At 49.1% G+C, this 14,067-nt stretch carries 12 protein-coding genes; 9 read left to right on the plus strand and 3 right to left on the minus strand.

Annotation, left to right across the window (positions count from 1 at the left end):
• The first annotated feature begins 27 nt into the window (after positions 1–27).
• Positions 28–1,053 carry a Gfo/Idh/MocA family protein gene (locus tag L6442_RS01605; protein ID WP_212979175.1) on the plus strand — a complete coding sequence of 342 codons (1,026 nt, stop codon included), beginning with the start codon at positions 28–30 and terminating at the stop codon, positions 1,051–1,053.
• Positions 1,054–1,146: 93 nt separating this feature from the next.
• Here the strand turns inward: L6442_RS01605 and udk are convergent, their stop codons facing one another.
• Both udk and L6442_RS01615 read right to left on the minus strand, forming a co-directional pair.
• Positions 1,147–1,782 (minus strand): uridine kinase, encoded by a 636-nt coding sequence (gene udk / locus L6442_RS01610; protein WP_212979176.1) that lies wholly within the window; start codon positions 1,780–1,782, stop codon positions 1,147–1,149.
• A 116-nt stretch (positions 1,783–1,898) separates the two neighbouring features.
• A complete protein-coding gene (locus tag L6442_RS01615; RefSeq protein ID WP_212979177.1) occupies positions 1,899–2,780 on the minus strand; it encodes a LysR family transcriptional regulator in 882 nt (293 codons plus the stop codon).
• 231 nt (positions 2,781–3,011) lie between these two features.
• Between L6442_RS01615 and L6442_RS01620 the strand changes: the two genes are divergently transcribed.
• Positions 3,012–4,193, plus strand: coding sequence for an MFS transporter (locus L6442_RS01620; protein ID WP_212979178.1), 1,182 nt, complete (start codon positions 3,012–3,014; stop codon positions 4,191–4,193).
• Between the two features lie 144 nt (positions 4,194–4,337).
• Complete coding sequence (locus L6442_RS01625) at positions 4,338–4,676, plus strand: DsrE family protein (protein WP_212979179.1); 339 nt, start codon at positions 4,338–4,340, stop codon at positions 4,674–4,676.
• 138 nt (positions 4,677–4,814) lie between these two features.
• On the opposite strand, the gene L6442_RS01630 is transcribed toward L6442_RS01625, so the two are convergent.
• Positions 4,815–5,135 carry a winged helix-turn-helix transcriptional regulator gene (locus tag L6442_RS01630; protein WP_212979180.1) on the minus strand — a complete coding sequence of 107 codons (321 nt, stop codon included), beginning with the start codon at positions 5,133–5,135 and terminating at the stop codon, positions 4,815–4,817.
• A gap of 288 nt (positions 5,136–5,423) precedes the next feature.
• Here L6442_RS01630 and zwf point away from each other — a divergent pair, with 288 nt between their 5' ends.
• The 6 genes from zwf (at position 5,424) to L6442_RS01660 (ending at position 13,957) form a co-directional block, all read left to right on the plus strand.
• On the plus strand, positions 5,424–6,932 hold the full coding sequence (gene zwf, locus L6442_RS01635; RefSeq protein WP_212979181.1) for a glucose-6-phosphate dehydrogenase: 1,509 nt from the start codon (positions 5,424–5,426) through the stop codon (positions 6,930–6,932).
• A 78-nt stretch (positions 6,933–7,010) separates the two neighbouring features.
• Positions 7,011–7,904 (plus strand): phosphogluconate dehydrogenase (NAD(+)-dependent, decarboxylating), encoded by an 894-nt coding sequence (gene gnd, locus L6442_RS01640; RefSeq protein ID WP_194231913.1) that lies wholly within the window; start codon positions 7,011–7,013, stop codon positions 7,902–7,904.
• Between the two features lie 59 nt (positions 7,905–7,963).
• Complete coding sequence (fsa, locus tag L6442_RS01645) at positions 7,964–8,629, plus strand: fructose-6-phosphate aldolase (RefSeq protein WP_212979182.1); 666 nt, start codon at positions 7,964–7,966, stop codon at positions 8,627–8,629.
• Between the two features lie 220 nt (positions 8,630–8,849).
• The gene (locus tag L6442_RS01650) at positions 8,850–11,141 is read left to right on the plus strand and encodes an ABC transporter ATP-binding protein (protein ID WP_212979183.1); all 2,292 of its coding nucleotides are present in this window, start codon (positions 8,850–8,852) and stop codon (positions 11,139–11,141) included.
• A complete protein-coding gene (locus L6442_RS01655; protein ID WP_212979184.1) occupies positions 11,138–11,695 on the plus strand; it encodes a DUF1854 domain-containing protein in 558 nt (185 codons plus the stop codon). The genes L6442_RS01650 and L6442_RS01655 overlap by 4 nt, the downstream gene beginning before the upstream one ends.
• 39 nt (positions 11,696–11,734) lie before the next feature.
• Positions 11,735–13,957: an ABC transporter ATP-binding protein gene (locus tag L6442_RS01660; RefSeq protein WP_212979185.1), complete on the plus strand. Its 2,223-nt coding sequence runs from the start codon at positions 11,735–11,737 to the stop codon at positions 13,955–13,957.
• The last annotated feature ends 110 nt before the right edge of the window (positions 13,958–14,067 follow it).

Below are 14,067 nucleotides of genomic sequence, written 5' to 3' on the forward strand. Positions count from 1 at the left end.
TTTGCCATAGTGATCAGGAGGTAATGTATGCGAGTCGGAATTATAGGCGGAGGATTTGGACTGAGTGTTCAAGCCCCGCTTATCAATACCCATCCTAAAATGCAGGTAACTGCCGTCAGTACAATGATGCGTCATCAACTTCCCGAAGCCCTGCTGCACTGGGATGATTCTCCTGCGCATTATATAAACTGGACCGAGATGCTGGATCAAGAGAATATTGAGCTTGTCTTTGTCAGTTCCATGCCAGTCTATCATTATGAAATGGTGAAGTATGCGATTAAAAAAGGAATCCATGTGGTATGCGAAAAACCTTTTACAATGAACTGCCGCGAGTCCGAAGAGCTGATGCAGCTTGCCCAAAAGCATCAAGTGAAGGTGATCGTTGATTTTGAATGGAGGTATTTGCCCGTCAGGCAAAAAGTAAAAAACCTGATTGCTGATGGCGGGATCGGGGAGCTTCTTCATTTCGAATATCATATTTCAAGCCCGCAGTATCAACGCCTGAGGTCATCCCGAAGAGGGTGGATGGGGGAGAAACGTAAATTCGGAGGAATGTTAGGCGCATTAGGAACCCATATGATTGATTGTCTGCGATGGTTAGGACATGATGAAATGGAGTTGGTCCAAGGGATGGTTCATACGCATGTTCCCGAAGGAGCAGGGGAGCGCAGAGATGCGGATGATGCTTTTTTTATTCATGGAAAAATGAAAAGCGGATTCACGTTTTCCATTCAATTGTTGTCAGGGATCAACCATGGATTTGGTTCGGAGTTGAAGATATTCGGGAGCTCGGGGACTGTCACTTTAACCGATGATGAACGGTTATGCTTTGGGAAAGCGAATGAACAACTGACCGGAATTGAAGTGGAGAAACCAGAAGTGCCGCTGCATTTAACGAACGAAGCAGGGGCATATTATCCCGCATTCTATCCATTTCTGGATAAGGTGTACGAATATATTGTTTATGATCGGATGGATAGCGACCTGCCGACCGTTCTTGACGGTCATGAGAATCAACGAGCTATCGATAAGATTTTAGAAGTCATTACATAAGAGGCATAAAAACAGGCCCCCGACGGATAAATTTCGCTCGGGGGCCTTGCTTTTATGCCGATCTTCGGCTCGCCGCATTCATGCAGCCGTCGTTTAAAGATCGGACCAATCCCGGTCGCCCGACAGGAATTTTTCCGTCAGGATCGACAGGAGCTGGATGCCGACCTCGTTTTCTCCGCCTTCGGGGATGATCAGGTCGGCGTATTTTTTGGAGGGTTCAATAAATGCCTCATGCATCGGTTTGACCGTGCTCAGGTACTGCTGGTGAACCGATTGGATGGAACGGCCGCGCTCTTCGATATCGCGCACGACCCGGCGCAGAATGCGGACATCGGGATCCGTGTCGACGAACACTTTGATATCCAGCATTTCGCGCAGCTTTTCGTCGGAGAGGACATGCAGTCCTTCGATGATAATGATGTTGTTGGGTTTCAGCTCGATCGATTCCGCCTTGGAACGGGCGTGAACCGTGAAGTCATATACCGGAGCATAGGCTGTATTTCCTGCCCGCAGCTCTGCGATATGCTCAATCAACAGTTCATTATCGAAGGCGAAGGGGTGATCGTAATTGATCAGAGCCCGTTCTTCCATCGTAAGTTCGCTATGATCTTTATAGTAATTGTCCTGGGATATAAAAGTAACTTTGCCCTTACCAAGACGGTCAATTACGGAGCGGGCTACAGTCGTTTTGCCGGAGCCTGTCCCACCGGCGATACCAATAATGAGCATGGTTTGTATATAAACCTCCCTGATCGATTTACCACATACAATTTCAGTATTTTAGCATAGCCTCCGTTTTTTTTCACTATGGATTCGCACATGTCGATCCGGCAGTTAATTCCTGCTTACGTTTTTTCTTTCCTGACCAGATGTGGGGAACGAAGAAGCTGTTCCGCAAATTTGTTGAAAGCGCTGGTGCGGAACAGGTCGCGCCGGTATATGAAACTGACAACGGAATAACGGAATCTTTCCGGGACACGGAAGCAGCGGATTTTTCCGGCCTCCTCCCAAGTTTTTACGGAGGCATGCGTCAGCAGCGATACGCCGAGTCCGGCCGATACGCCGCCAAGAATCGCTTCCAGCGTGCCGAACTCCATGACGTTCAGCGGCTCCTGATGTTCTTCATGCAGCCACTGCTCAAGCTTTTGACGGTGGGAGCAGCCTTTGCCGAAGAAGAGTTGGGGTTTGGAAAGCGCTCCTTCGAGCGAGATTTCGTTCGGCTCCGCGATGAGCACGAGCTCTTCTTCGAAGGAAAGTAGCACCTCAAGGTCCGGATGATCCACCGACCCGCCGACAAAAGCGGCGTCCAGCTCGTAATCAAGCACATTTTGGATAAGCTCGCTGGTTTGGGCCGTATGCAGGGACAGCTTCACTTCGGGATAATTCCGGTGATATTCCAGCATGATGCCTGGCAAATAAACCGCAGCGTTCGTTTCCAACGAACCGATGCGGAGCGGGCCGCTTGGCGTCTCGGAATTGCGGGTGGATTTCACCGCTTCCTCCAGCAGATGCACGATTTTGTCCGCATATATCAGCAAGTTTTGCCCGGCGGGCGTTAGCAACACGCCGCGGCTCTGCCGGTACAAAAGCGGCGCATTCAATTCGGCTTCCAGCTGCCGGATGCGGGCCGTCACATTGGACTGCACATATCCGAGACGGGAGGCGGCTTTTGTGATGCTGCCTTCCTGCGCCACAGCCCGGAATATTTTCAAATCACCGCTTTCCATATGCAACGTTCCTTTCCTTCTGAAATCATGGCATCAATTTAAATGATGAGTAACATCTATTCTAATCATTTTACATGATACTATAACGAGCATAAACTGTACATATTCCCAGTATGAAAGAGGGTGGAATGAACGGATGTGCTCATCCCGTATCGTTCTGTTAACTTTGTTTACGATGCTGGTATCCGATCTGAATTATAAAACTGAATGAAAAAGGTGAATAACGTGAACATGACCAAATTAACAGCTCTATTTTTCCTCATCATGTTTGTTATCGGTACGGATACATTTTTGATTTCTCCGCTCATCCCTACTCTTCAGAGTTTGTTTCATATCCCGACCGAATACTCCGGTTGGATGGTAGGGGCCTACGCTCTTGGTTATGCCATTTTTGCGCTGATTGCCGGACCGCTTTCCGATGGATGGGACCGCAAAAAAGTAATGTTTTTCGGCATGGTTAGCTTCTCGGTTTCAACCGCTTTATGCGGCTTTGCCACAGGTTTTTGGTCGATGTTTTTATTCCGCTTTTTAGCCGGAGTCAGCGCGGCATTCACAGCGCCTCAAGTTTGGGCCTCCATCCCGGCTCTGTTCCCTGCCCCAAAGATCGCCAAAGTTTCAGGAATCGTAATGGCGGGTTTGGCTGCTTCCCAAGCGTTCGGCATACCCATTGGAAGCCTGCTTGCTTCAACTCATTGGTCTTATCCTTTTTTTACAATCGGTGCATGTTCGTTTTTGGTGGCGATATTCATCTTCTATGCTTTGCCCGAAATGAAACCGAATAAAGACCCAGGATTAAAGGTTCCATTATTTAGAAGATATGTCCCGCTATTGACAAGCGGGATGGCGAGAGGAGCTTTTCTGGCTCACTTCTTATTTCAATGCGGATTCTTTGCAGCCTTTTCTTTCATTGGAAAGTGGGTGACGGACCGCTTTCACCTTTCAATTGACCAGGCGGGGTACGTGATGTTTTTTCTTGGTCTTGGGAATATCGTTGGGAGCGTTAGCGGCGCTTTTGTGATTAAAAAGTTGAACCGTTTCAATACGTTGGTTGCGGGCTTTCTTGTATCTATCGCATGTTTTATCTTTTTGCCTCACCTGCCATCCATTGCGGCTTTCGAAGGTGTTTACTTTTTTATATTCGTTAACATGGGAATCTCATTTCCGCTGATTTTGGGAATGTTGAATTCGTTAAATCCGACGATCCGCGGTACCATCTCAAGTTTGGCCAATTCAATCATGTACGGTGCGACAACGCTTGGCTCTTGGTTTGCAGGCTTCATTTATGCGAATTTTAACGGTTTTTCCGCCGTAGCAATATTTGCGGCTATTTGCTTTGCCGGTTCGTTGTTATCTTTTATACTCAGCGGTATTTTGACTAGTCACGCGAAAACTCAAAAGGAAGTTGCGTCATAAATAATATAGAATGTTCAGCCTTATCCATCATTAACCGCACCGCTTTCTCCTAACTTGCTTCGCTGCTTGTGCGGTTGTTCTTTTGCTGGCCGGGTCCATCTTTGAGATAATGGAAGAATGACAAGGTTGAAAGGATGGATTGGGATGCAAAATAAAGTGGTTTTTCTGACAACCGACAGCTTGGGCAACGGGGAAAGAGAGCTTGGTCAGCAAATTTTGGAGACCTTTTTCACTTTGCTGAAGCAGCGCGAGCAGCTGCCTGCGGCCATTTTTTGCGCCAACCGGGGCGTCCTCGCCCTGACGAACGAGTCGCTGGTTTCCATGCATTTGAAGGAGCTCGCGGATCAGGGCGTGCCGGTGCTGGCCTGCGCGACATGCGCAGACTATTATGGCGTCCGGGATCAGCTTGAAGCAGGGGAGATATCCAGCATGGGCCACTTCATGGAATTAGCCGCAAAATATGAGGTGATGACGCTGGCTTAATACCTTGGACTGGTTAAGGCCTGCTAAAGGTTCTGCATCTTATACGGTGCAGGCCTTTTTTTGCGTATTAATCATAGGCACGAATGTATAACTGTTGCATAAGAACAAGAGACGTCGCCGTTTTGTGGCAAAACCCCGTCAACACCATTTTTCGGCCCATTCCTCCACTGCCCGCAGCGCTCTGCCAAGCTCCGTTCCTTTGCGGGTCAAGGAATATTCGATGCGAACCGGCCTGTCGGCAATCACATTCCGCACTACAATGCCGTTGTCCTCCAGTTCCTTCATTCTTTCATTCAACACGCGTTTGCTTAGATCGGGAATATAAGCATGGATTTCGCTAAACCGCTTAGGTTCCTCCATCAGCGTATGAACAATCAGGTTAACCCACTTTTTGCCTGTAATTTGGTACGCCAATTCCACCTTCTCACATAATAAGCTGCCCCGTTTTTCATCGTTCATGATTGCTCACTCCTTCATCCCTTGGTTACAAAATATAAACTGGTTACTCCATATGTAAAATTATTCACAATCAGCCTTTCTCTCTGACAATTATAACTCTAAAATCACAGAAAGCGCTACCACTAATTGAAAAAAGTCGTAGTTCATAATTTGGACAAAAAATGTTTGACAGGTTGTAAAAATGGGTTTAATATGAGCCGTGTTAAGTTAACGGGTTATTTAAAGTAACCAAATGCGCATAAATAGCTCTCTGATGCTTATGCAATATGGTGGAATGGAGGATGTAATATGGAGAATATGTCATTTATTTTGTATGGCGGAACCGGAGATTTGGCCAAAAGAAAAATCTATCCCGCTTTGTTTAATTTGTATATAGATCACAAAATGCCTGAATCGTTTTCGATTATCGCGATGGGCAGAAAAGAACAGTCGCATGCCGACTTTCAACAGATTGTAGCGAACTCGCTGCAAACTTTTTCGAGAAGAAAGGTAAATGATCCGGCTGCGGTCAATGGTTTTCTGGAATCGATCCGTTACTGCTCTCTCAACGTGAATCATCCGGAAGATTATCATAAGCTGCGGGGGATGGTGGAATCCCGGGAGAAAGAACTTAATATTTCGGGAAACCGCATTTTTTATCTCTCGGTAGCGCCTGAATTTTTTGAAACCATTGCTTCTAACCTCAAGGACAGCGGCCTGACTGCAACAACCGGCTGGAAACGGCTGATTATCGAAAAACCGTTTGGACGCGACCTTGAGTCAGCACGCCATCTGAACCGGGAGCTCAGCAAAGTGTTTGACGAAGAAGAAATTTACCGGATCGACCACTACCTTGGCAAACCGATGGTGCAAAATCTTGAAATCCTCGAATCATCCAATCCGATCCTCAAGGCGCTGTGGTCCAACCACCATATCGCCAATGTGCAAATCACCGCAAGCGAAACGGTCGGGGTTGAAGAAAGAGCCGGATATTACGACAATTCCGGAGCTATCCGCGATATGGTACAGAACCATATGCTTCAACTGCTCATGATGATTAGTATGCGGCTTCCGCGCAAAAGCGATGCAACCGAAGTCCGCATGAAGAAAAGAAACGTCATGGAATCGCTGCGTCCCCTGGATAAAGAAACCATCGCAAGTAACGTCATTCGCGGGCAATACACGGAGGGCGAAATCCAAGGAAAACCTGTTCCGGGTTATACCGTGGAGCCTGGCGTTCCGGCCAATTCCAAAAATGATACATTCATCGCGCTCCGTCTTTGGATCGACAATTACTTCTGGAGCGACGTTCCGTTCTATATCCGTACAGGCAAAAGAATGAAGGAAAAATCTACGCGCATCGTCATTGAATTCAAAGAGCCTTTAAAAGGACAAACTACCACTAATGATCCTAATCTGCTCGTCATCGAAATCAATCCGAACGAAGGCATTTTCATTCAATTGAACAAAAAAGACCCAATGAACAATGAAAAACTGGAACCGATGCGGGTCAACTGCTTCTCGAGTGGGGAGGAACTGCCGGAAGCATACGAAAACTTGATTTTTGATGCGATCCGCGGCGACTCGACGTTTTTTGCCCATTGGGATGAGGTGGAGCTTTCCTGGGAATATGTGCAGCCGATCTTGGATGCATTCGAGCAGGATTCGATTCCTCTGTCTTATTATCCGGCTGGATCCAACGGTCCGGAAGCTTCGGACAAGCTAGTTCAGGCGGATGGATTCAAATGGTGGCTGGATAAACCTGATCATGCGGGACAAGCTGAACAAAAAGAAGAAGCGGTTCCGGCTCAGGTGTAACAGGACAAGCAACCTTACTGTAAAGTTTAAACATTAGGAACATAGAGAAAAAAACATGGGCGTGGAGGGAATAATCATATGCAAGTAGGATTAATCGGACTAGGAAAAATGGGATTGAATTTGGGTCAAAATCTGATGGATCATAAACATGAGGTCGTGGCTTTCGACCTGAACACCGCCGCGGTGGAAGACATGAAAAGCAAAGGAGCCAAAGGCGCTGCAACCTTGAAAGAGCTGGTCGCTTCCTTGGAAACTCCAAGAATCGTGTGGATCATGGTTCCGCATGCAGTCGTGGATTCGGTCATCGATGAGCTGGCACCGCTTCTGTCCCAAGGGGATATCGTCATCGAAGCAGGAAATTCCCATTATAAAGAATCGATCGCCAGATACAACCGGCTGAAGGAAATCGGCGTAAGCTTCCTTGATGTGGGCACCTCCGGCGGCATGGAAGGCGCACGTAACGGCGCATGCTACATGATCGGCGGGGATGAAGAAGCCTGGAACATCGTAGAGCCAATCTTCAAAGATACTGCGGTAGAAAATGGTTACTTGTATGCAGGCAAAGCCGGCAGCGGCCACTTCCTCAAGATGGTTCATAATGGCGTCGAATACGGAATGATGGCGGCTATTGGCGAAGGATTTGAAGTGTTGGAGAAAAGCGAATATGATTATGATTATGAGAAGGTTGCGCGCGTATGGAATAACGGCTCCGTTATTCGTTCGTGGCTGATGGAGCTGACCGAGCAGGCATTCTCCAAAGATGCGAAGCTTGACGGCATCAAAGGCGTTATGCAATCTTCCGGCGAAGGCAAATGGACCGTGGAAACCGCTTTGGATCTGCAAACGGCAACTCCGGTTATTGCATTGTCCCTGCTGATGCGCTACCGTTCCCTGGAGAACGATACGTTTACCGGCAAGGTGGTAGCCGCGCTTCGCAATGAATTCGGCGGTCATGCCGTAGTCAAAAACTAATGAATACCGCGATGATTTTGCCAAATCTTTAAAATTTTAAAAAACGGAGGTAGAGAATCATGAAATTTTTTATCGATACTGCGAATCTTGAGGACATCAAAAAGGCATACAAAATCGGCGTGCTTTCCGGCGTTACCACCAACCCGTCCCTTGTTGCCAAAGAAGGCGTGAAATTCGAAGACCGTATTGCCGAAATTTTGCAGGCTGTTCCTGAAGTCGAATCGGTATCCGCCGAAGTTACTCCGGATGCGTTGACGGCGGCAGAAATGATCGCGCAAGCGGAAGAACTGATCAAGATCAACGGTGGCGACAAAAATATCACGATTAAACTTCCGATGACGCTTGACGGTCTGGAAGCATGCCGCTACCTCACCAAAAAAGGCGTCAAAACTAACGTAACCCTTATTTTCACCGTGAACCAGGCGCTTCTGGCCGCGCGTGCCGGTGCTACGTATGTTTCTCCGTTCCTGGGACGTTTGGATGATATTTCGGAAGACGGCGTTCTGCTGGTAACCAAAATTGCCGAGTTGTTCCGTATTCATAAACTGGAATCGCAAATCATTGCCGCTTCGGTCCGCCATCCGGATCATGTGACCCGCGTAGCCATGGCCGGGGCCCATATCGCGACGGTTCCATTCAGCGTTATTGCGCAGCTCGTTAAACATCCTTTGACCGATCAAGGGATCGAAAAATTCGCGGCAGACTGGAAAAACGCAACCAAATAGTTTCCCCTCCATTTATATATCGAAAGGCTTCTCTCAGTTGTTCTGAGGGGGGCCTTTTTAGTTGTCGCGGAAAGGGCTTCGACTCTGCTGTAAAAATGGGACATGCCAGTGGCTTAAAGGCAGTTTAGTTTTAAGAATTTTTTCCCTTTCTTGGAAGCCGCAAAAAGTGTATGATATTCCGTACATGATTCAACTACAAAATTAAAAATTTGGAGGAAACATGGAGAAACTTCCAAATGAAATCATGCATGTTTTGGAGCAGCACATAACCTCGGCAGATCAAGTGTTGACCTGGATGCTGTGCGACCGCTCTTTGGATGAGGGTTTTACAGATACGTACATAGTGCTCACCTATGAGGATGTACTAATCATGACAAGCGATCTGGCAGTTCATGAAAAGACGTACAGCGGGTATATCGCAAAGGCTAAAACGAAAGGGCTTTCAAATGCTGCTCCTGTAGAGTGGTGTATGGAGAAGATCCCGATCAAGGATATGGAGTCCCTGACGATCGTGAATCTGGTTGGCTCCGGTCTAGTCGTCATCAGGGCGCCGGAAGAACGGGCCATCGCGGCGTTTACGAATGGGGGCATGAAGCAGGCGGCGAAGCTGGCAGGTATTTTTAATAAGTTGAAAAACAATGAAGCGTTTGAAGAAGATGAGCTGAATGACAGCCATGAACGCGCCGCTTGCCCGAAGTGCGGGATGATGTATCCGGAAGAAGGGAGGATGGTTTGTCCCAAGTGCATGAAGAAACATGCCGTTTTCGGCAGGCTTCTGTCTTTTGCGGGCAAATACAAGGTTTCTATATTTTGGATCGTGCTGTTTATGCTGCTGAACTCGGCCGCAAGCCTTGTGATTCCTTATTTGCAGGGGACGCTGCTATTTGATCAGGCGTTAGGCGGTGAAGGCGCGTTTGCGGGAAGGATCGGGCTCGTCATTATGTTGATGATCGTATTCCGGACGCTGGCGCTTTTGTTTGGGGTGATCTATGGAGTCATCAACGCGAAAATGGCCGCAAACATCGCTTTCGATCTGAAAGCCAGCGTATTTCAAGCGATGCAGCGTCTGTCCTTGAGTTTTTTTGAGAAAAAGCAAACCGGACAGCTGATGACGCGGGTCAATAACGATGCGGTCGAACTGCAGTATTTCTTTGTCGACGGCATTTCTTATTTCGTGGTGAACGCCATGAATATTATCGGAATTGTCGCGGTTCTGCTTATTATGGATTGGCGGTTGACGATTCTGTGCCTGCTACCGCTTCCGCTCGTATTTTTCCTGGTGCGCAAGGTGTTCCCGAAATTATGGCGTCTGTCCATCCGGAGGCATAAAAGGATTAGCGCCATGAATGCCATCATCAGCGATACGATCCGCGGGACGCGAGTGGTAAAGGCTTTTGGGAAGGAACAGATGGAAAATGACCGCTTCCAGAGGGCCAGCGTCGCTTTTTCCGATGCGGAACAATCATTCAACAAAATGGGCGCGACTGTATTTCCCATCCTCAATATATTGACCCAGACCGGCGGCATTTTGATTTGGGCTTTTGGCGGCTGGAAGGTCATGCAGGGGGATTTCACCTTCGGTAAAGTGATGACTTTCATCAATTACATGCTTCTGCTGTATGGCCCGATCCAGTTTATGAACAACATTTCGAACTGGTGGTCTTATTGCATGTCCGCAGCCCAGCGGATTTTTGAAATTCATGATGCGGTGCCTGATGTGGTCGATAAGCCGGATGCCGTTCAGATTACGGATATTCGGGGCGAAATCGAGATCGATAAAGTGACTTTTGGTTATGAACCCAACAAAACGATCTTAAAAGAAGTATCGCTGCATGCCAGACCAGGTCAAATGATCGGCGTCGTCGGCCATTCGGGAGCGGGCAAATCGACCCTGGTTAATCTGATTCCAAGGCTGTACGACGTAAACGAAGGGGAAATCCGGATCGATGGGCTCCAGGTCAAGGATTTGGCTTCGCCTTCCTTGCGCAAACATATCGGAATCGTCTCCCAGGATGTGTATGTCATGTCCGGAAGCATTGCCGAAAATATCGCCTATGCCGATCCCGATTGTACCCTCGCCGATTTGGTTCATGCGGCCAAGGTCGCAGGTGCGCATGATTTTATCGAAAAGCTTCCCGATGGGTATGACACCATCGTTGGCACTGGCGGCCATAACCTGTCCGGAGGCGAGAAGCAGAGACTAAGCATTGCGAGGGCGATCCTGCATAATCCGAAAATATTGATTCTGGATGAAGCCACCGCGTCGCTGGATACGAAGACAGAGCTGCAAATCCAGGAGGCGCTTGACACCCTGACCCGGGGAAGGACGACGATTGCGATTGCGCATCGCCTGTCCACATTAAGAAATGCCGATTACCTGATCGTGCTGGAACAAGGGAGAATCGTGGAAGAAGGGTCGCATGATGAGCTGATGGAAAAGGAAGGAGCTTATCATAGTCTGGTAAGGAAGCATGATGAAGCGCTGAAGATGAAAGAGGCGATTATAGCATGAACAATCATGAAACAAGCGTTGCCACAGGTTCGCGGGATGGCGGCGACAGCGCCGGTTTGGCTGAAGCGGCCCGTATCCGGTATCTTTCCCCTGCTGATGCGATTTTTACCCGGACGAAAGGCCATATGCTGAACGTTAGAATCGGGGATGAAGAATATCCGGGAGTGTACATCCATTGCTCTTTTCCCCACACCAACAACCGTATTTATTTATCGGTTCGAACCGTAGACAATGAGGAGATCGGCATGATCCGTTCCCTGGACGATTTCCCGGCGGAGTCGCAGCAGCTTTTGGAGGAAGAAGTCCGGCTGCGGTATTTCGCCCCGGAAATTACGAAGGTGCTGTTGGTTAAAGAGGAATTTGGTTACTTCTATTGGGAAGCGGAAACCACATCCGGGCTTTGCCGGTTTACGGTCCGGGGAGGCGCGGGGAATGTGAAGCTCATGAACGCAAGCAGGCTGCTGATCGTAGACGTCGACGGCAACCGTTTTGTCATTCCCTGCCTGGACCGTTTAAGCGACAAGGAATACAAGATGGTTGAAGTATGTATGTAGACTTGCATCACGGCATCTGCCGAGGGGATGGAGGTATTCATGAATCTTAACTTTACATTGCCCGAACATGATCTCCCTGCAGCCAAGCAGGCTGTCGGAGAGCTGATCCGCTACTGTGTTCCGGCAGATCTTTCGCTTGGCGGGAAGCGGGTGGAGCGCTATTTCGTCATTGGCGAGCGGAAATGGGCCTTGGTGGAGAAAGGGGCTGTAATCGAAAGCCGATACATTGCGGACGCCGGGGAGTACAAGGTCGTTCCGCTGATCGGCAGCGCCGTACTCGAAGGGGAGGAAGGCGGGGCCAAATTTATTCTGACCAGAATGTCCTTGAGGCATGCTGCAAGGTATGGATATATCGCGCAGATCCTGAATGATATATCAAGGCAGCGGAAAATCCGGATCTATAACGATGAAGAAGAACCGGTTTGCGCAAGCTGCGGCGGTCTGCTCGTTCACGGTACCAGGGTGTGTCCGAATTGCATGAATAAAGCGGCTGCTTTTAAGCGGCTGTTGTCGGTTTCCCGTGCCCATGCCAAAACCTTTGCCGCAGGTCTGGCAGTCATTCTGGCGGCGGCCGCGGTTTCCATGCTCGGTCCTTACTTGCAGAAGCTGCTTGTGAATTCTTCCCTGCAGCCGCCGGCTGGACTTGAACCCGATATGCAGGTGTTTATTTGGGCCATTGCAGGTTTGCTGCTGGTGTTGATAGGCGGGGAAGGGCTCGGCATTTTGAAAGGCAGAATCATGGCCAAAGCAAGCTCGGAGATTGCGGCGGACCTGCGCAAGCTGGTATACGAGCGGATCCAAGGTTTGTCGCTTGGTTTCTTGACGTCGCAGCGGGCCGGGGACATCATGAACCGGATCACATCGGACACGGACCGCATCCGGAATCTGCTGCAGGAGTTGTTCACGACGGCGGTATATCAGCTGATCATTTTGGTATCCGCAAGCGTGCTGCTTTTTGCGGCAGATTGGCGGCTGGCGTTTGTCGTTCTGCTGCCGGCTCCGCTTGTTGCCTGTCTGCAGAGATACGTATGGAAGGGTGTCGTGTGGAAGCTGGTTCAGAAGCAGATAAGAATCTATGACAAGGCTAATTCCTACCTGCATGATGTGCTGAGCGGCATCCGTGTTGTCAAAGCTTTTGGCAAGGAGGAGCGGGAGGTCCGGCGGTTCAGGCAGTATAACAGCGAGTTCGCGGCCGCGACGTATCGGACTGAGAAAATGTTCAGCATGCTGTTTCCTATTTCCAACTATCTGATCCAGTTGGGGCAATACTTGGTGCTTCTCATCGGCTGCTACATGATAATCGGCCAGCAGATGACTCTGGGTGAACTGGTCCAATTCACCGGGTACGCTTCGATGATCTACGGGCCGATCGCCTGGCTGATGTTTATGCCGAGATGGGTGGCTGACGCGGTAATTTCCATCGACCGGATATTCTCGGTCATCGACGAGCAGCCGGAGGTTATGGATGCGGATGGCTCCGTCAAGCATTCCATAGAAGGAAGGATTACCTTCCGCGATGTGATCTTTGGATATAAGTCTTACGAGCCTGTGCTCAAACAAATCAACTTTGAAATCAAGCCGGGAGAAATGATCGGTTTAGTCGGCCACTCGGGAGCCGGCAAATCGACGCTGATTAATCTAGTCTCCCGTTTTTATGACGTGAACGAAGGGGAGATTTTGATCGATGGGGTAGACATCCGCCGGATCGAACAGGCTCATTTGCGCTCCCAAATCGGTGTTGTGCTGCAGGAAACCTTTCTGTTCGGCGGAACGATTCTGGATAATATCCGCTATTCCAAACCGGATGCTGCCTATGAGGAAGTGCTTGAGGCGGCGAGAATCGCTAATGCGCATGATTTTATTCTCCGGCTGCCGGACGGATACGATACAAGGCTTGATGAGAACGGAAGCAATCTATCCGGGGGTGAGCGGCAGCGGATCGCGATTGCCCGGGCTGTGCTGAACGATCCGCGGATTTTGATTCTGGATGAGGCGACTGCTTCGCTGGATATCGATACGGAGACGGCGATTCAGGAAGCGTTACGCCGGGTGACACGGAACCGGACGACCTTGGCGATTGCGCACAGGCTCTCGACGCTGCGGCATGCCGACAGGCTGATCGTTCTCGACAAAGGGGAGATCGCCGAAATAGGCACCCATGCCGAGCTGATTGAGAAAAAAGGGATCTATTACAATCTGATTACGGCTCAGCGCGAGATGGCGAAGCCGAAAACGGAGGAGCCCGCAGGATCTGCCGTATAGTATGATGGAACGTTTTCGTAAATACGCCGCAAATCCGGAAAATTAGGCCTTGAAGGAAATTCTGCATAGAGTAAACTGGGAGTCATAAGAATATGGAGGGAGGAGATTTT

This window comes from Paenibacillus azoreducens (assembly GCF_021654775.1).
Classification (GTDB): Bacteria; Bacillota; Bacilli; order Paenibacillales; family Paenibacillaceae; genus Paenibacillus_AQ; species Paenibacillus_AQ azoreducens.